The 17,789-nt window shown below is 69.8% G+C and carries 13 protein-coding genes and 1 pseudogene; 12 read left to right on the top strand and 2 right to left on the bottom strand.

What is annotated here, in order from left to right; genetic code table 11:
* Positions 1 to 233: 233 nt before the first annotated feature.
* Positions 234 to 2,546 carry a serine/threonine-protein kinase gene (locus BQ8420_RS28315; protein ID WP_087103029.1) on the bottom strand — a complete coding sequence of 771 codons (2,313 nt, stop codon included), beginning with the start codon at positions 2,544 to 2,546 and terminating at the stop codon, positions 234 to 236.
* 235 nt (positions 2,547 to 2,781) lie between these two features.
* On the opposite strand from BQ8420_RS28315, the gene BQ8420_RS28310 reads away from it, so the two are divergent.
* From BQ8420_RS28310 to BQ8420_RS28265, 10 genes and pseudogenes are all read left to right on the top strand, one after another.
* Positions 2,782 to 3,765, top strand: coding sequence for a LacI family DNA-binding transcriptional regulator (locus BQ8420_RS28310; protein WP_087103027.1), 984 nt, complete (start codon positions 2,782 to 2,784; stop codon positions 3,763 to 3,765).
* Between the two features lie 285 nt (positions 3,766 to 4,050).
* Positions 4,051 to 5,238 carry an MFS transporter gene (locus BQ8420_RS28305; RefSeq protein ID WP_087103025.1) on the top strand — a complete coding sequence of 396 codons (1,188 nt, stop codon included), beginning with the start codon at positions 4,051 to 4,053 and terminating at the stop codon, positions 5,236 to 5,238.
* A 196-nt stretch (positions 5,239 to 5,434) separates the two neighbouring features.
* Positions 5,435 to 7,162, top strand: coding sequence for a ribulokinase (araB, locus tag BQ8420_RS28300; RefSeq protein WP_235006543.1), 1,728 nt, complete (start codon positions 5,435 to 5,437; stop codon positions 7,160 to 7,162).
* Entirely contained in the window at positions 7,159 to 7,854 is a 696-nt protein-coding gene (locus BQ8420_RS28295; protein ID WP_087103020.1) for an L-ribulose-5-phosphate 4-epimerase, read from the top strand. Before araB ends, BQ8420_RS28295 begins: the two co-directional genes overlap by 4 nt.
* Before the next feature lie 9 nt (positions 7,855 to 7,863).
* Positions 7,864 to 9,300 (top strand): L-fucose/L-arabinose isomerase family protein, encoded by a 1,437-nt coding sequence (locus BQ8420_RS28290; protein WP_087103018.1) that lies wholly within the window; start codon positions 7,864 to 7,866, stop codon positions 9,298 to 9,300.
* 41 nt (positions 9,301 to 9,341) lie between these two features.
* Complete coding sequence (gene chvE / locus BQ8420_RS28285; RefSeq protein ID WP_087103016.1) at positions 9,342 to 10,433, top strand: multiple monosaccharide ABC transporter substrate-binding protein; 1,092 nt, start codon at positions 9,342 to 9,344, stop codon at positions 10,431 to 10,433.
* A complete protein-coding gene (locus tag BQ8420_RS28280; protein WP_087103014.1) occupies positions 10,430 to 12,007 on the top strand; it encodes a sugar ABC transporter ATP-binding protein in 1,578 nt (525 codons plus the stop codon). The genes chvE and BQ8420_RS28280 overlap by 4 nt, the downstream gene beginning before the upstream one ends.
* Positions 12,004 to 13,239, top strand: a complete 1,236-nt coding sequence (mmsB, locus tag BQ8420_RS28275; protein WP_087103012.1) for a multiple monosaccharide ABC transporter permease — start codon at positions 12,004 to 12,006, stop codon at positions 13,237 to 13,239. Before BQ8420_RS28280 ends, mmsB begins: the two co-directional genes overlap by 4 nt.
* A 38-nt stretch (positions 13,240 to 13,277) precedes the next feature.
* A pseudogene (locus BQ8420_RS28270) lies at positions 13,278 to 13,765 on the top strand (response regulator).
* 48 nt (positions 13,766 to 13,813) lie between these two features.
* Positions 13,814 to 14,161: a hypothetical protein gene (locus tag BQ8420_RS28265; protein WP_087103010.1), complete on the top strand. Its 348-nt coding sequence runs from the start codon at positions 13,814 to 13,816 to the stop codon at positions 14,159 to 14,161.
* A gap of 8 nt (positions 14,162 to 14,169) precedes the next feature.
* Here BQ8420_RS28265 and BQ8420_RS28260 read toward each other — a convergent pair whose 3' ends face one another.
* Positions 14,170 to 14,895, bottom strand: coding sequence for a hypothetical protein (locus BQ8420_RS28260; RefSeq protein WP_087103008.1), 726 nt, complete (start codon positions 14,893 to 14,895; stop codon positions 14,170 to 14,172).
* Between BQ8420_RS28260 and BQ8420_RS28255 the strand changes: the two genes are divergently transcribed.
* Both BQ8420_RS28255 and BQ8420_RS28250 read left to right on the top strand, forming a co-directional pair.
* Positions 14,857 to 15,687, top strand: coding sequence for a CPBP family intramembrane glutamic endopeptidase (locus BQ8420_RS28255; RefSeq protein ID WP_235006542.1), 831 nt, complete (start codon positions 14,857 to 14,859; stop codon positions 15,685 to 15,687). The genes BQ8420_RS28260 and BQ8420_RS28255 overlap by 39 nt on opposite strands.
* Before the next feature lie 36 nt (positions 15,688 to 15,723).
* Positions 15,724 to 17,781, top strand: coding sequence for a serine hydrolase (locus tag BQ8420_RS28250; protein WP_235006541.1), 2,058 nt, complete (start codon positions 15,724 to 15,726; stop codon positions 17,779 to 17,781).
* Positions 17,782 to 17,789: the final 8 nt, after the last annotated feature.

The following is a 17,789-nucleotide window of genomic DNA, read 5'->3' as shown; positions in this document are numbered from 1 at the left end:
CGGTCGGGTCCCTCGTTGGGGGACGTGGGACCCGGCCCAGACCTGGCGAATACGAGTGCTCGTGTCGTAAATGGGGGTTTCCGACACGAAACCATCACCGTATTCGCTTCCCAGCGGCCCCACCGTTCTCGGTGCGTAGGCCGCGCGGTCGGTCCCCACGTTGGGGGACGTGGGGCCGACCAGACTTCGCGGGGGCGCGCCGCACGGCGCGCCCCCGCTTTTCTGTGCCCGGGTCAGGCCCGTTCGTGGAAGTCGATCAGGGTCGCGGGGCCGAACTCGACCTCCGATTCCTTGTAGGGGTCCCCATCGACACCCAGAGAAAGCACCGTGGACTCCTGACACGGACCATAGGTGTAGGAGACCTCGGGGTACCCGTCGGCCCCGGTCCCGTCCTCGCTCCAGAAGATGCCGCAGGCCATCTCATCATCGAACTGCGAGACGTCACTCCTCCTGCCCCGGAAGGCGTGCAGCGTCTCGACCCGGTCCGGGTCGCTCAGCCGGTCCTCCCGCAGCCGCGCCACATCCATGGCGTGGTCGCAGTCCATGTCCCAACCACTGGCCTGAACGTCCCACTCCTTCTGTCCACCCTCGTTCGCCGCCACCGATTCCGGCAAGTACACGGTTCCGCAGATCGGGGCGTGCACCACGGACCAGCCGAACCCGTCGTTGTCAGCGGCCCACACCTGGGGGTCCTCCATCGGTGCCCCGATATCGACCTCCTCGAAGTCGACCCGCACCTCCCAACGCTCGGTGGTGTACTCGGCACGCACCGGCACACCCTCCTCGTCGACTTCGACCCGGCCGGTCGCCTGCTCCTCCGTCAGGACGCCCTCGTCCAGGACCGGGAGCACGGCGGGCCCCTCGAACATCCGTCCCTCTCCCTCCACCGCCTCGGCTCCGCCCATCTCCGCCAGAGACCGCAGCGGTGCCGTGATCAGGGTGGGGTCGATGTGGTCGGCCTCCACGTCGAGAGCGGATTCCAGATACTCGGGGGAGTCCTGCCACAGCCCGTGGTCCCCCTCCTCTCCGAAGGAGAGGCTCACCCCGGCGGAGACGACGCTCAGCCGCTGGGGCGAGTTCGACCACAGCCCGGGGTCCTCCTCCCGTGGCGCGTACACGTACATCTCGCCCTGGTGGTCGGCCACCGCCGTGGTACCCGGGCCCATCGCCGCTCCCCGGATGAGGAAGCTCTGGTCCGCGGCCGAGTACAGGTACTCCTCGTTGATCGGATCTCCCCCCTCGACGGGAACGCGCTCCATTGTGGCGGTGAACCCCGCTCCCTCCTCCAGGGTCCGCGCGGCGGTGGTCACCCACTCTTCAGGAGAGGTGCCGACCTGTTCGTAGACGAAGTAGCCGCCGCCGGTGAGAGCGGCCACGGCGAGCACCCCCGCGCCGGTCATGGCGAGTTTGGAACCGGCCAGTCCACTCATGACCCCGCTGGTGGAGGCTCCACCACCGAAGGTGCCCGCTGCCGCTGTGGGCGCGGTGCCCGCGGCCATGCCCGGGGTACCGGCCACCGTCACACCCGCTCCGATACCGGCCCCGGCACCGCCGCCCGAGACGGTCGCCCCCAGGCCCGCGGCGGAGACCGCGGCCAGGACGCCCGCCCATCGGGTCGGGTCGTGTCCGGCGTCGTCCACCCCCCGCCAGTAGTCGCCCAGCATCCGGCGCAGGGTCTCGGCGACGCCGTGCGTCCTGCCCGCCCCGTCGTCGGGCAGCAGCGCGCGCACCAGCTCCTCGGCGTCCGGCCGCCGTGCCGGGTCCACTGCCAGAGCCGACTCGACCAGGCCGCGCAGGTCGTCGGGGACCCCGTCGACCTCGTACTCCCCCGCGCGCACGCGCCGGATCCGCTCCTGGGTCTCCCCCGAGCCGAAGGGTTCGTGTCCGGTGGCGGCCAGGGCCACCAGCCCGCCCCAGGCGAAAACGTCGGCTGACGGGTCGGCGACGGCGCCGTCGTGGCGTTCGGGGGCCGCCCACCCCGGGGTGCCGTAAGAGGCCGCCGCGTCCTGAGAACGTTCGGTGCCGATCTCCACGGCGATCCCGAAGTCAACGATCTTCGGTCCCTGCGGGGAGAGGATGACGTTGCCCGGTTTGATGTCGCGGTGCGCCACCCCGGCCGTGTGCAGGGCCGCCAGCCCTTCGGCCATCCCCAGCGCGAACACCCGGAGCATCGCGCCCGTCAGCGGACCGAACGCGCGTACATGGGCGCGCAGGTCGCGGCCGGGGACGTAGTCGAAGGCCAGCCACGGCACCGCCGCGCTGGTGTCGGCGGCGTGCAGGCGGGCGGTGCTGATCCCGTCGGCCCGCCCCAACATCTCGACCTCACGGGTGAAGGCCTCACGGAACCGGTCCTGGCGGGCGAAGTCGGCGTGCACGGTCTTGACCGCGACACAGCGCCCGTACACGTCCAAGGCCCCGTACACGGCTCCCATACCGCCCGCACCGATTCGGCCGACCAGGGGGTAGGGGCCGATCGTGGTTGGATCGCCCGGCTCCAACGGTGAGAGCCCGGGGATCGGAGAGACTGTGTCAGGGGGAGTGGACATCGGAGCCCTTCGGGGGAGATCGGTCGGAGAGGTGAGTCGGGGGAACTCGCCCAGGACAGTCTGATGCCGCTGTGTCATCGAAGGTTCGTGTGGGTCGCCGTAGGTTCGGCGGCTCGGGTTCGTTGCCCGGATGATCACCGGTGCTGACTGCCGGCGGTACGATTCGCCTGCGTGAGAGGGGACCCGAGTGGCGAGTGGTGGAAGAGCCGGCGGTGCGTCCGGCGGACGTCCGACGATGGCCGACGTCGCGGCGCACCTGGGGGTCTCCCGACAGCTGGTCTCGATGGTCCTGGGCGACCGGCCGGGCCCCAGCGCAGCCACGCGCGAACGCGTGCTGCGCGCCGCCGAGGATCTCGGTTACCGTGCCGACACCGCCGCCCAGCTGCTGCGCCGAGCGCGCAGCCGCCAGGTGGGGGTGCTCTTCACCATGGAGCATCCGATGGACGCCGACCTGGTCGAGGCCCTGTACCCGGAGGCGGCCCGGCTCGACTACAGCGTGGCCCTGAGCGCCATGCTGGCCAACCGCACCGAACGCCAGGCGATCGACGAGCTCGTGGGGCTGCGCTGTGAGGCGCTGGTGCTGATCGGGATGTCCGCGCAGGCCCCGGAGGACCTGGCCAGGGTCGCTGAACGGGTGCCCGTGGTGGAGATCGGGCAGCGCACCAACGCGGCGGGGACCGACAGCGTCCGCACCGACGCCGTCTCCGGGGTGCGCCAGGCGGTCGACCACCTGGTCGGCCTGGGCCACCGGCACATCGCGCACGTGTACGGCGGCGACCTGCCCAGCGCCCCCGAGCGCCGGACCGGTTACCTGGAGGGCATGCGCGGGCACGGACTGGACGCGTACGTGGACCTGGTTCCGGGCGCCTACACCGAGGAGGCGGGGGCTCACGCCGCGACCGCGCTGCTGGCCCGGGAGACGCTGCCCACCGCCGTGGTGTGCTGCAACGACCAGTCGGCGCGCGGTCTCATGGAGACGCTGCTCAGGGCGGGCCGCTCCGTGCCCGGGGACGTGTCCGTGGTCGGTTACGACGACAGCCGGGCCGCGCGGTTGTCGTTCCTGAGGCTGACCTCGGTCCGCCAGGACGTGACCCGGATCGCCGAGCTCACCCTCGGGGCGGTGGCCGAACGCCTGGAGGCGGGCCGCACCGAGAGCACACACGTGGTGCTGCCCACCACGCTGACGGTGCGCGACAGCACCGCTCCCCCGCGCCCGTGACCCTCTGAGCCGCACCTACCCGAGTCACACGCGTTTCCCCCCTCTCCCTCTCCCCCGTTTCCGAACCACACCCCGTGCCCGACGCGAGGCAGATCACGTGCCGCACCGTTGGCGATCAGCGGACATCGGTGACATTCTTGATTTAGCACGTGCCAAATCTGCTTTCCGCATCACTGCACAGCCCCCGATTCCGGCCCGCGCCCGCCGCGCGTCCGCTCCCACGCGGCCCGGCCGCACACTTCACCCACCGCCCTACCCACCTCTGCGCAAGAGGGAGGCACAGCCATGCCCTTGGCCCTGTTCGCCCTGGCCCTCGGGGCCTTCGCCATCGGAACCACCGAGTTCGTCATCATGGGCCTGCTGCCCGAGGTCGCCGCCGACCTCGGCGTGCCCATCCCCACCGCGGGGCACCTCATCTCCGCCTACGCCATGGGTGTGGTGGTGGGCGCACCCCTGCTCACCGCGTTGAGCACCCGGTTGCCGCGCAAGACCGCGCTGCTGCTGTTCATGAGTGTGTTCCTGCTGGGCAACCTGCTCACCGTGTTCGCTCCCTCCCACGAGACCGTGCTGGTCTCCCGCTTCTTGGCGGGTGTTCCCCACGGTGCCTACCTGGGCGTGGCCGCGCTGGTCGCCGCCCATCTGGCCGGTCCCGGCAGGCAGGCCACCGCGGTCACGCGGGTGATGCTCGGACTGACCATCGCCAACATCGTCGGGGTGCCCGCCGGCACCCTGCTGGGACAGATCGCCGGCTGGCGCGCCGCCTTCCTCGTCGTGGCGGCCATCGCCGGCCTGACCGTTCTCGGTGTGGCCCGCTGGGTGCCGCACGTGCCGATCGGCCGCAGCGGTGGCCTGCGCGGGGAGTTCTCCGCCCTGGCCAGGCCACAGGTAGTCCTCGGCCTGCTCACCGCGGTGTTCGGGTTCGCGGGGGTCTTCGCCGTCTACAGCTACATCTCACCGATGATGACCGAGTTGGCGGGCATGCCCTCCTCCGGCGTACCGGTCGTCCTGGCCCTGTTCGGTGTGGGCATGACCCTGGGTTCGCTCCTGGTCGGCCCGCTGGCCGACCGTTGGCTGCGCCCCACCATCTACGTCTCCCTGGCGAGCCTGGCGGCCGTGCTGGCGCTGTTCACCCTGGCCGTGCACAACCCTTGGACCGCCGCGATCGGTGTGGTGGTCCTGGGGGCCGTCGGCTTCGGGGTGTCGGCCCCGTTGCAGGTACTGGTGATGAGCCGGGCGGGCACCGCGCCCAGCCTGGCCTCGGCCTCCAACCACTCCGCGTTCAACCTGGCCAACGCCGGTGGCGCCTGGGTCGGCGGTGCGGGCATCGCGATGGGTCTGGGCTACGCCTCCCCCGCGGCATTGGGCGCGGTATTGGCCGTGGTGGGCCTGGGTATCGCGGTCATGGCGGGGCTGTTGGACCGCTCCGGATCGACGGAGCGGGAGGCGGCCACCGAACCCGCGCTCGGCCACTGATCCCTCCCCGGAAGCGCCCGTGTCCCGTCCCGGGGCACGGGCGCTTCGCCGTGGAAACCGTTTACCTACGGGGGTTGACTTCCCCGTTTGTTAACGCCAACAATGTTGGCCAGGTCACTACCTCCCCTTGACGACCTCGTCCCTCACCTGGCGCAAGGGGGTCATTCAGTGCGCGCAGCCGAGAAGGGACCTCTCCTTGGCCACGAATGTTAACGCCCACATACCCGGTTCCACGGAACTCCCACCCGATCCCGTAGTGGTCGGAATCGACTTCGGCACCCTCTCCGGACGTGCCGTCGTGGTCCGGGTCCTCGACGGCACGGAGCTGGGCACGGCCGAATACGCCTACCCGCACGGTGTCATCACCGACCGTCTGCCCGGCCGCGAGGAACCCCTCGAACCGGAGACCGCCCTGCAACACCCCGAGGACTACCGGCGGGTCCTGCGCGAAACCGTCCCCGCCGCCCTGCGCGCGAGCGGGATCGCGCCCGAACGGGTCATCGGCGTCGGCGTCGACTTCACCTCCTGCACGGTCCTGCCCACGACCGCCGACGGAACCCCCCTGTGCGAGACCCCCGACCTCACCGGTCGCCCGCACGCCTGGCCCAAACTGTGGCGCCACCACGCCGCCCAACCCGAGGCCGACGAGATCAACGCCCTGGCCGCCGAACGCGACGAACCCTGGCTGGGTCGCTACGGCGGGCGGATCTCCTCCGAATGGCAGTTCGCCAAGGCCCTCCAGGTGCTGCGCGAGGACCCCGAGGTCTACCGGCGTACCGACCGCTGGATCGAGGGCGCCGACTGGATCGTGTGGCAACTGTGCGGACACGAGACCCGCAACGTGGCCACCGCCGGTTACAAGGGCCTGCGCCAAAACGACGCCTGGCCCGACAAGGACTTCCTGGCCGCGCTGGACCCCCGCTTCGCCGACTTCGCCACCGACAAACTCGACCACCCCCTGTCCCAACTGGGCGAACGGGCCGGTGGACTCACCGCCGAGGCCGCGAACTGGACCGGCCTGGCCGAGGGCATCCCTGTGGCCGTCGGCAACATCGACGCCCACGTCACCGCCGCCACCGCGCAGACCACGGCGCCCGGTCGGATGCTCGCCATCATGGGCACCAGCACCTGCCACGTGATGAACTCCGAGGTCCTGGCCGAGGTGCCGGGCATGTGCGGCATGGCCCTGGGCGGCATCACCCCGGGCATGTGGGGTTACGAGGCCGGGCAGAGCGGCGTGGGCGACATCTTCGCCTGGTTCGTCGACACCCACGTGCCCCCGGCCTATCACGAGGAGGCCGCCGAACGCGGGGTGTCCGTCCACGACCTGCTCTCGGTCAAGACGGCCGACGCCCCGGTGGGCGCGCACGGTCTGGTCGCCCTGGACTGGCACAGCGGCAACCGGTCGGTGCTGGTCGACCACTCCCTGAGCGGTGTGCTGGTGGGCATGACGCTGGCGACCCGTCCCGAGGAGGTCTACCGGGCGCTGGTGGAGGCCACCGCCTTCGGCACCCGCACCATCGTCGAGGCCTTCACCAACTCCGGAGTCCCGGTCCACGACCTCACCATCGGCGGCGGCATGGTGCGCAACCCCTTCGTCCTTCAGATCTACGCCGACGTGCTGAACCGCCCCCTGCGGGTGGTGGCGACCGAACACAGCTGCGCCGTGGGGGCGGCCGTCCACGCCGCCGTCGCCGCGGGGGCCCACCCCGACGTCCACGCCGCCTCCGCGGCCATGGGCCGGGTCCGTCCCGACACCGTCGACCCCGACCCGAAGCGGGCCACGGCCTATGACGCCCTGTTCGAGGTCTACACCGAACTCCACGATCACTTCGGGCGGGGCGGCACCGACGGTCTGCACCGGTTGCGGGCCCTGCGACACGACGCGCTCACCACCCGCCACGCCACAGAGGGGACGCGATGACCTCCACAGACGACCTCCGGGACCGGTCGGCGCACCATCGCGCCGCGGTGGAGCGCGTGCGCGAGCACGTGTGCGCCCTGCACACCGAACTGACCCGGTGGGACCTGGTCACCTGGACCAGCGGCAACATCTCGGCCCGAGTGCCCGGCACCGACCTGATGGTGATCAAACCCAGCGGGGTCTCCTACGACGACCTCACCGCCCAGGACATGGTCGTGTGCGACCTGCACGGCGACCTGGTCGAGGGTCGGCACAAACCCTCCAGCGACACCGACGCCCACGCCCACGTCTACCGGGCCCGCCCCGACATCGGCGGGGTCGTGCACACCCACAGCCCCTACGCCACGGCCTGGGCCGCCCGTGGCGAGCCCGTCCCCTGCGCCATCACCGCGATGGCCGACGAGTTCGGCGGTGACATCCCGGTGGGCCCCTTCGCGCGCATCGGCGACGACTCCATCGGGCGCGGCATCGTGCGGACCCTGGAGGGGCATCGTTCCCCGGCCGTCCTCATGCGCGGCCACGGGGTGTTCACCATCGGTGCCACCGCCAAGGCCGCCGTCAAGGCCGCGGTGATGTGCGAGGACGTGGCGCGCACCGTGCACCTCGCCCGCCAGGGCGGCCCCGTCGAACGCCTGCCCCAAGAGGACGTCGACGCCCTCTACCACCGCTACCAGAACGCCTACGGACAGTGAGGAAGCGACGTGCCCCTACCCACACCCCCCGCGACCGACAACCCGGCGGTGCGCGCACACCGGCCCCGTGTCGGGTTGCTCGGCATCATGCAGCCGCTCTACGACGACATGATCCCCGGGATCACCGAGCACCAGGCCGCCTACGCCGACCGGGTCGCCGAGCACCTGTCCGACGTCGCCGAGTGGACGGTCGCTCCCCCGGTCCGTGGACGTGAGGACGCCGAACGCGTCCTGCGTTCCTTCGAGGCCGACGGACTCGACGGGGTCCTGGTCGTCATGCTCACCTACGGCCCCTCGCTACGCGTCACACGCGCCCTGTCCGAGCTGCGGCTACCGGTCGCCCTGGCCAACATCCAGCCCGACCCCGCGGTCAGCGCTTCCTGGGACATGGACGACATGACCTACAACCAGGGCATCCACGGGGCGCAGGACACCGCCAACGCGATGGTCCGGTCCGGGGTCGACTTCGACGTCATCACCGGTGAGTGGCAGAGCCCGGACTTCGTCGCGCGGGTGGACCGCTGGGCACGGGCCGCCCACACCGTCAGCGCGCTGCGCCGGCTGAGGGTGGGCGTGTTCGGGTACCCCATGAACGGCATGGGCGACGCCCGCGTGGACGAGTCGACACTGCTGCGCAAACTCGGCCCCGAGGTGCACGTGATCGCGCCCGGCGCCCTGCACCGCACCATGGCCGCTCTGCCCGAACAGGAGGTGCGCGAGCTGCTCTCCTGGGAGGACGAGGTGTTCGACGTGGACACCCGACTGTCCGAGGAAGAGCGCGAGGACCACGTCCGCATGCAGTTGGGCATCGAACGGCTCCTGGTGGAGTCGGGGTGCGGGGCCTACTCCACCCACTTCGACGCCATCGGTGAGGACGGGCGTTTCGCCCGGCTGCCCATGGCCGCCGCCTCCACCCTGATGGCGCAGGGGTACGGCTTCGCCGGAGAGGGCGACGTCCTGGCGGCCTCGGTCGTCTACGCCGGACACCGGCTCGCCGGGGACGGACACTTCACCGAGATGTACGCGATGGACTTCCCCAGCGACTCCATCCTGATGAGCCACATGGGCGAGGGCAACTGGCGGCTGGCCCGCGAGGACGAACCGGTGCGGCTGATCAAACGTTCGCTGGGCATCGGAGGTCTGGACGACCCGCCCACCCTGATGTTCCGTTACCGTCCGGGCCCGGCAACGCTGGCGTCCCTGGTCTTCCTGGGCGGGGAGCGGTTCCGCCTGGTGGTGGCCGAGGGCGAGGTCCTGGACTCCCCCGAACTCCCCGCCCTGGAGATGCCCTACGGACAGTTCCGTCCCGCGTCGGGCGTACGAGGCTGCATGGACGCCTGGCTGCGCGCGGGCGGCACCCACCACATGGTCATGAACTCCGGCCACATCGCCCAGGACTGGCGCGTCCTGTGCGAACTGGCCGGTATCGAGTACGTCCCGGTCTGAGCGACCGGCGCCACCCCCCGAGTACGGAAGAAGGCCCTCCGATGCCCCGACCACCACTCCTGCCCGTCACCGCCGCCCTCTCCGGCGCCGCACTGCTGCTGACCGCCTGCGGCGGTGTCGGCGACGCCGCCCGCCCCGACGGCGAGAACGGCGTCATCGGCATCGCCATGCCCACCCAGTCCTCCGAACGCTGGATCGACGACGGTGACAACATGGTCGCCGAGTTCGAGGACCGCGGTTACGGAACCGACCTGCAATACGCCGAGGACATCGTCGAGGACCAGGTCGCCCAGATCGAGAACATGATCACCCGGGGCGTGGACGCCCTGGTCATCGCCTCCATCGACGGTGAGGCCCTGGGCGACGTCCTGGACATGGCCGACGACAGCGACATCCCGGTGATCGCCTACGACCGGCTCATCATGGGCAGCGAGCACGTCGACTACTACGCCACCTTCGACAACTTCGAGGTCGGCGTCCTCCAGGGGCAGTACATCGTCGACACCCTGGATTTGGAGAACGAGGACGGCCCGTTCAACATCGAGCTGTTCGGCGGCGCCCCCGACGACAACAACGCCTACTTCTTCAACGACGGCGCCATGTCGGTCCTGCAACCCCACATCGACGAAGGAACGTTGGAGGTCCCGAGCGGCCAGACCTCCATGGAGCAGATCGCCACCACCCGTTGGGACGGCTCCATCGCCCAGTCCCGCATGGACAACCTGCTCAGCGCCAACTACTCCGATGACGAGGTGCACGCGGTCCTGTCGCCCTTCGACGGCATCAGTCTGGGGGTGATCGAGTCCCTGCGCGCGGTGGGTTACGCGACCGAGGAGCAGCCCCTTCCCGTCACCACGGGTCAGGACGCCGACCTGTCGTCGGTGCGCTCCATCGTCGCCGGGGAGCAGACCCAGACGGTCTTCAAGGACACCCGCGCCCTGGCCTCCCAGACCGTGGACATGGCCGAGGCCCTTCTCAACGACGAGGAGGTGCCGGTCAACGACACCGAGTCCTACGACAACGGGGTCCAGGTCGTGCCCTCCTTCCTGTTGGAGCCGGTCTCGGTGGACCTGGACAACTACCACGAGGTCCTGGTCGAGGGCGGTTACTACGAGGAGTCCGAGCTCGAATGAGCACCGTGAACACCACGCCCCACACCCCGGGGCCACTGCTGCGGATGAGCGACATCCGCAAGGAGTTCCCCGGGGTGCGGGCCCTGGACCGGGTCTCCCTGGACGTGGCCCACGGCAGTGTCCACGCCCTGATGGGTGAGAACGGGGCGGGCAAGTCCACCCTGATGAAGGTGCTCAGCGGGGTCCACCCGGCCGGTTCCTACACCGGATCGGTGGAGGTGGACGGTGAACCACGGGCCTTCGCCGACGTGGCCGCCGCCGAACGCGCCGGGATCGCCATCATCCACCAGGAACTGGCGCTGATCCCCCAGTTGTCCATCAGCGAGAACGTCCTGTTGGGCCACGAGGAGACCCGGTACGGGGTCATCGACTGGGGCGCCACCCACTCCCGCGCCCGTGAGCTGTTGCTACGGATCGGTCTGGACGAGAACCCCGCTCTGCCCGTATCGGCGCTGAGCATCGGCGCCCAACAGCTGGTGGAGATCGCCAAGGCCCTGGCCAAAAACGTGCGACTGCTGGTGCTGGACGAGCCGACCTCGGCGCTCAACGAGACCGAGAGCGAACGTCTGTTGGAGCTGCTGCTGGACCTGCGCGACCAGGGTGTGGCCTGCGTGCTGATCTCGCACAAGCTCGGCGAGGTGATGCGGGTCAGCGACGAGATCACCATCCTGCGCGACGGCCGCACCGTGGAGACGCTGACGGTGGAACGCGACGCCGAGGGGCGTCCCTCGGTCGAGGAGGACCGTGTCATCCGCGGCATGGTCGGCCGCGACCTGGACCAGCGCTACCCCGAGGGCGAGGGCACCATCGGCCCGGTCCGCTTCGAGGTGCGCGACTGGACCGTGGACCACCCCACCCAGGTCGGACGGCGCGTCGTGGACGGAGCCGATCTCGACATCAGGACCGGTGAGGTCGTGGGACTGGCCGGCCTGATGGGCGCCGGGCGCACCGAGTTCGCCATGAACCTGTTCGGACGCTCCTACGGTCGCTACGTCCGAGGGTCCCTGTCGCGGGACGGCGAGGAACTGCGCGTGGGCGACGTCGCCGACGCGATCGCCGCCGGGGTCGCCTACGTGCCCGAGGATCGCAAGTCCCTGGGGCTGGTCCTGGACGACGACATCCGCCACAACACCACCATGGCCGCGCTCGGGCGGATCTCCACCCGGGGGGTCATCGACCCGGGCCTGGAGACGGTGGAGGCCCGATGGATGAGCGAACACATGCGGGTGCGCAGCCACGGGGTCGACCAGACGGTGCGCACCCTCAGCGGCGGCAACCAGCAGAAGGTCGTGCTGGGCAAGTGGATGTTCACCCGGCCCGAGCTGCTGATCCTCGACGAGCCCACCCGTGGCATCGACGTCGGCGCCAAGTACGAGATCTACCTGATCGTGCGTCGCCTGGCGGCCGAGGGGGCCTGCGTGCTGCTCATCTCCTCGGAGCTGCCGGAGCTCCTCGGCATGTGCGACCGCGTCTACGCCATGTGCGAGGGACGCATCACCGGCGAGGTCGCCGGGGCCGACGCCGACCAGGAGACCCTCATGAGACTCATGACCCGAACCGGGGAAAAGAAGTGAACCGAACGACCTCCTCTCTCCCCCGCCTGCGGGGACTGCTCCAGGGCCGTACCCGCCAGTACGGGATGGCCATCGCCCTGGTGGCCATCATCATCCTGTTTCAGGTCCTCACGGGCGGGCTGCTGCTCACCCCGCTCAACGTCACCAACCTGATCATGCAGAACTCCTACATCCTGATCCTGGCGATCGGGATGATGCTGGTGATCATCACCGGACACATCGATCTCTCCGTCGGTTCACTGGTGGCCTTCACCGGGGCGATGGCCGCGATCATGCTCAACTCGTGGGGGCTACCGACCGTCGTGGTGGTGCCGGCCGCGCTGCTGTTGGGCGCTCTCATCGGCGCCTGGCAGGGGTTCTGGGTCGCCTACGTGGGGGTGCCGGCGTTCATCGTCACTCTGGCCGGAATGCTCGTGTTCCGCGGCGCCACGCTCGCGGTGCTGGGCGGAGAGTCCATCGCCCCGTTGCCGCAGTCGCTGCGAGTGATCGCCAGCGGTTTCCTGCCCGGCCAAAGCGAGGGGCCGCACCTTCCCACCCTCCTCCTCGGGGTAGCCGGAGCCGCCATGATCGTGTGGATCCAGTGGCGTTCGCGGGCCCGTTCACGCGCCCGCGACCTGCCGGTCGCACCGGTCACGGTCACCGCCGTCGGGTCGGCGCTGATGGTCGCCACCATCCTGGCGTTCACCTACGTGTTGGCCGATCACAACGGGCTTCCGCTGGTGGGCGTGCTGCTGATCGCGCTCATCGTGGGCTACGCGTTCGTGATGCGCTCCACCACCATGGGCCGGCGCGTGTACGCCGTGGGCGGCAGCGAGCGAGCCGCCGCGCTCTCCGGGATCCGCACCAAACGGACCACGTTCTGGGTGTTCGTGAACATGGGTGTGCTCTCGGCCCTGGCCGGGCTGGTCTTCACCGCGCGATTGAACGCCGCGACCCCCGGCGCGGGCACCATGTTCGAGCTGGACGCCATCGCGGCGGCCTTCATCGGCGGTGCCTCCGCGGCAGGCGGGGTGGGCAGTGTCGTCGGCGCGGTGATCGGCGCCCTGGTCATGGGCGTGCTCAACAACGGCATGTCGTTGATCGGGCTGGGCGTGGACTGGCAGCAGCTCATCAAGGGCCTGGTGTTGTTGCTGGCGGTGGCCTTCGACATCTACAACAAGCGCCGCGTAGGCGGTTCGACGCCGATCATGCCGAAGCTGCGCTCGCACCGCCGACCCTCACCGGAGCCATAACATGTCGTGGTTCGTGAGCAAGGTGTGAAGGAAGTGGCATGATCAGAGTTCTCCTGGCCGAGGGCATGCACATGATCCGGGGGCGCTGCGGGCGCTGCTCGGCATGGAGCCGGACATCGAGGTGGTCGCGGACGTGTGCACGGGCGACGACGTGCTTCCCGTCGCGCTCGAACACCGTCCCGACGTCGCCGTCCTGGACGTCCAGATGCCGGGGATGGACGGGACCGACGCGGCGGCGCGGATCCTCGGCCGCGTACCCGCTTGTCGAACCCTGATCCTCACCCGGCTCGCACGCCCGGAGGTACTGCGCCGCGCTTTGACGGCCGGGGCCTCGGGGTTCATGCTCAAGGACGCTCCCCCGGCCGAACTGGCCCAGGCGATTCGGCGGGTGGCGGCCGGGGAGCGGGTCGTGGACCCCGAGGCCCGGGGTGCCGTGCGCAACTACCTCGGGACGGTCGTCACCAAGCTCGACGCCCGCAACCGCCTGGACGCGGTGCGTATCGCGACCGAGGCGGGCTGGCTCTGAGAGTTCGGCCTTGACCGTGATGGCGGCCAGACCGTAGCCGAGCAGGTCGTGGACGTCGGCCGTGATGCGGCGGCGTTCCTTGGTCGCGGCGATCGCCGCGAGCGCCCGTCGCGTCTCGTGCACCTGGGCGACGAGTTTGGTGAGCAGCGCCAGGCCGTAGAACATCACCGCGACGGAGATGTTGACGACCGAGACGACCATGATGACGACGACGGGGTCGGGTTTGACCGCCACGAGCACAAGGAACTCGATCAGAACGATGGCGGCGACCAGGCCCCACCGGATCACCCTGTGGGACACGGTGTTCAGGGCCGAGGCCACCACGAGGCTGGCCAGGTTGTGGACGAGATCGAATTCGGCTCGGACCAGGGGCACCAGTGCCAGCCCCAGCTGTAGGGGCAGGGTCAGGGCCAGGTACCGCGGGTGTCCTCCCCCTTTCGAGGGAACAGGTGGTGGACGTACAGACCCACGACGGACAGCGCGATCGCGCAGCCGATGGTGGTGGTCGGGGTGGGATCCACGATCGTGAAGACCACGGCTCCGGACATCCGGATGGCCAGTCCGCTGAGGACGATCGGTAGGGCGGGCCTGGGCGTCATGTCGGCGCGGGGCACGTCCTGCGGTGAGGTCGTGGGGATGCGTCGGACCTGTTCGCTCGCCCGGCGGGTCACGTCGAGGATCTCCTGGGGGCTCCTCTTCGTGGCCAGGTCGATCACCTTCGACAGGGCCGTGCCGAGAACGGTGTCCAGGTCGCGGGAGATCCGTTCGCGTTCGGCGGCCACCGACTGCGCGGCCAGTTCCCTGCGGGCCGCGTGCAACTCGCTGTGCAGGTCGTTGAGCCGGGTCAGGCCGAAGATGATCAGCCCCAGGATCAGGGTGTTCCCGGCGGCGCTCACGGCGACGTAGAAGTCGGTGTACGACAGCGCTCCGGCCGCGACGGCCACGGCCCCGAAGAGGACCCAGCGCACGCGACCGGGGACGAGCAGCAACACCGAGGCGGCCAGGAAGGCCTTCGGTTCGCTCCAGGGGAACAATGCCGCTTGGGCCGCGAGTGTCCACAGGCCGCGCATCCGTTTGGTCTGCGGAAGGCAGTGCACGAACTGGAGCGCGAGCGTCAGGAAGGACGCCACGGTCTGGGAATCGAGAACATCGGAGTCGGCGACCCAGGGACCGCTCAGATCCTGCTGATGCTGCCCGGCGCCTACCTCGGGCCGATCTTCTCCGCCTTCCTCGTCACCGCCGTGGCCGACGGACGAGAGGGTGTCCGCAAGTGGGTGGGTCGCCTGTTCAAGTGGCGGGTCGGTCCGCGCTGGTACGCGCTGGCCCTGTTGGGCGTCCCGGCCGCGCTCATCCTGCGCAGCCTCGTGTTCTCCGGTGGGGCCATCGAGGCACCGCCGACCATGATGTTCCTGATGATCATTCCCGGCCTGGTGCTGCAGTTCCTGACGACCGGTATCGCCGAGGAGCCGGGTTGGCGCGACTTCGCCCTGCCCCGGATGCAGCCCCTCTTCGGTCCGCTGCTCGGCACCGTCATCCTCGGTCTGATCTGGGGATTGTGGCACTTCCCGCTGTTCCTGACCCAGTGGGCCGGTTACCCGGACGAGGTCACCTGGCTCTCCCCCGTGGAGTTCACCATCTCGTGCGTGGCCATCAGCATCGTGATGACCTGGGTGTTCAACCGCACCGGAGAGAGCCTGCCGGTAGCGATCCTGCTGCACGCCAGTGTCAACAACTTCATGTCGATCGCCTACGGCCCCATGTTCCCCTCGATCGACACCCGGGTGTTGGGCGCCCACGTCATGCTCCTCGCGTTCGGTATCGCGGCCGTCGTCATCCTCATCACCACCAAGGGCAGGCTCGGGTACGTGCCCGCGGTCGAGGACCCGACCACGAAGGAAACCGAGGAGAATGTCCAGGCCTGACACTCTCGCTCCCGGAAGAATCCGATAAGGACCTCTTTGACCTTCGACGCAACGGCCTCCAGCCCCGCCCGTGCACGTTCTCGGGCGGGGCTGCCGTCTCTTCGATTCCTCGCCGCCGCCGGCGCGGTCATCGCCCTCATCACCGGTTGCGGCGACACCATGCCCGGAACCTCCCCCGCGCCCCCGGTCACCGGTCCCGCCTCCGAGGGAGAACTCACCGAGACGGACGTCGACGCCTGGCTCGATGGGCTCGTGCCCGCCGCGTTGGAGACGGAGGGCATCGCGGGCGCCGCCGTGAGTGTGGTCCACGACGGCGAGATCCTCACAAGCCGTGGTTATGGCAACTCCGACACCGGGGTGGGCTACGAGTACGAGGAGACCGCGGCCGCCGACATCGTGACCACACCGGTCGACCCCGACGAGACCATGTTCCGAGCTGGGGCGGTCACCAAGCTCTTCACCGCCACCGCGGTGATGCGGCTGGTCGAGGCCGGTGAGCTCGATCTGGACACCGACGTGAACGAGTACGTCGACTTCTCCTTGAACACCTCCTTCGACGAACCCGTCACCCTGCGCCACCTGCTCACGCACACCGCCGGGTTCGAGGAGACGGTCGCGGACACGGTCGTGCCCTCGGGGTCGGAACCGGACCTGCGCGCCGACGTCGTCGACGCTCCCCCCGAACAGGTCTACGAGCCCGGGACGGTCCCCTCCTACTCCGACTACGGGTATGCCCTGGCCGGATACGTCGTCGAGGCGACCGGAGGTGTGCCGTACCAGGAGTACGTCGACGAGAACGTGCTCGCCCCACTGGGGATGGACACCTCCACCACCTGGTATCCGCTCCTCGACGAACTGAAGTCGATGCCCGTGGGCTACGCCACCGACGACAGCAGGCCCCAGGGGTTCGAGACCATGGCGAACGCACCCGCCGGGTCGCTGTCCACCACCGCCACCGACATGGCCCGTTTCATGCTCGCCCACCTGGACGCGGGAGACGACGGCGATCCCTCCGTGCTGTCACGGCGAACCCTGGACCTCATGCACGCCCCGGCCCTGGACGAGGACACGTTGGGCGGACTGGCCGAGGGTCCGCGGATGACCCTGGGCTTCTTCGAAGAGGACCGCAACGGGCAGCGGATCATCGGCCATGGTGGCGACATCGGCCCCTTCCACACCCACACGCAGATCTACCCGGAGGAGGGCACCGGGATCTTCGTCGCCTTCAACAGCAGTGGATACGAGAAGACCTCCACGCTGCGGCTGCGCGAGGCCCTCATGTTCGGTTTCGCCGACCGTTACTTCCCCGAGGAGGAACAGGAGGAGGATCCGCCGGCCGGAGGCTTGGTCTCCCCGGAGCCGGAGGAGCGTGCCCGAGCCGTGGCGGGTTCCTACAACGGTTCGGGGTCGACGCGGAGCACCTTCTTGAAGGCCCTCGACGTGTTCCAGGAGACCGAGGTGACGGTTCGCATGGACCTGAGCATCCTCGTCTCCCCCGGCCCCGAGACCGGGCGGCCCACCGCCTACGAGGAGATCGAGCCCTGGGTGTGGCGCGAGGTCGAAGGCCAGCGGATCCTGACCGCCCGGGTGGCGGAGGGCGAGGTCGAGGCCCTCGGCTATGGTTCGGCCTTCAGCCTGCTGCCGGTCGAACCCGAGCGGTCGGCGGCGATAGCCCTGCCGGTGTTGTTCCTCTCCGTGGGAGTGCTGGTCCTGGCCCTGCTGTCCTGGTCGATCGGCGCGCTGACACGGTGGCGCCTGTCCCTGCCCGGGCGGGACCGAGCCGGACGCCCGGCACGTGTGATCACCCGGATCGCGGTGACGGCGACGGTGGCCGCCTGCGCCGGCTGGGTCCTGGCCATCATGACGATCATGGACCTGCGGGACGTGTCCCCGCTGACGCTGAGGGCTGTCCAGGTCGCTCAGGCGGTGGGCGTGCTCGGCGTCGTCCCCGCCGCGATGGTGGTCCTCGACGACGTGCGCCGCCGGGCCGGATGGCTCCGGTGCGCGGGCGGGGTGCTGGTCCTGGCCGCGTTGGCGGGCTGCGGCTGGTTCGCCGTGTCCTTCGGCCTGCTCGTCCCCGACATCTCCTACTGAGTCTGTTC

Source organism: Nocardiopsis sp. JB363 (assembly GCF_900143625.1).
Taxonomy (GTDB): domain Bacteria; phylum Actinomycetota; class Actinomycetes; order Streptosporangiales; family Streptosporangiaceae; genus Nocardiopsis.
The sequence above is the reverse complement of the archived record's forward strand: the minus strand, read 5'-3'. Positions and strand labels throughout refer to the sequence as shown.

Bases quoted from the DNA above. Each gene is read 5' to 3' on its own strand.
- BQ8420_RS28295 (WP_087103020.1), top strand. From the start codon at position 7,159: ATGACCTCCACAGACGACCTCCGGGACCGGTCGGCGCACCATCGCGCC.
- chvE (WP_087103016.1), top strand. From the start codon at position 9,342: ATGCCCCGACCACCACTCCTGCCCGTCACCGCCGCCCTCTCCGGCGCC.
- BQ8420_RS28310 (WP_087103027.1), top strand. From the start codon at position 2,782: ATGGCCGACGTCGCGGCGCACCTGGGGGTCTCCCGACAGCTGGTCTCG.
- BQ8420_RS28280 (WP_087103014.1), top strand. From the start codon at position 10,430: ATGAGCACCGTGAACACCACGCCCCACACCCCGGGGCCACTGCTGCGG.
- BQ8420_RS28305 (WP_087103025.1), top strand. From the start codon at position 4,051: ATGCCCTTGGCCCTGTTCGCCCTGGCCCTCGGGGCCTTCGCCATCGGA.
- BQ8420_RS28315 (WP_087103029.1), bottom strand. From the start codon at position 2,546: ATGTCCACTCCCCCTGACACAGTCTCTCCGATCCCCGGGCTCTCACCG.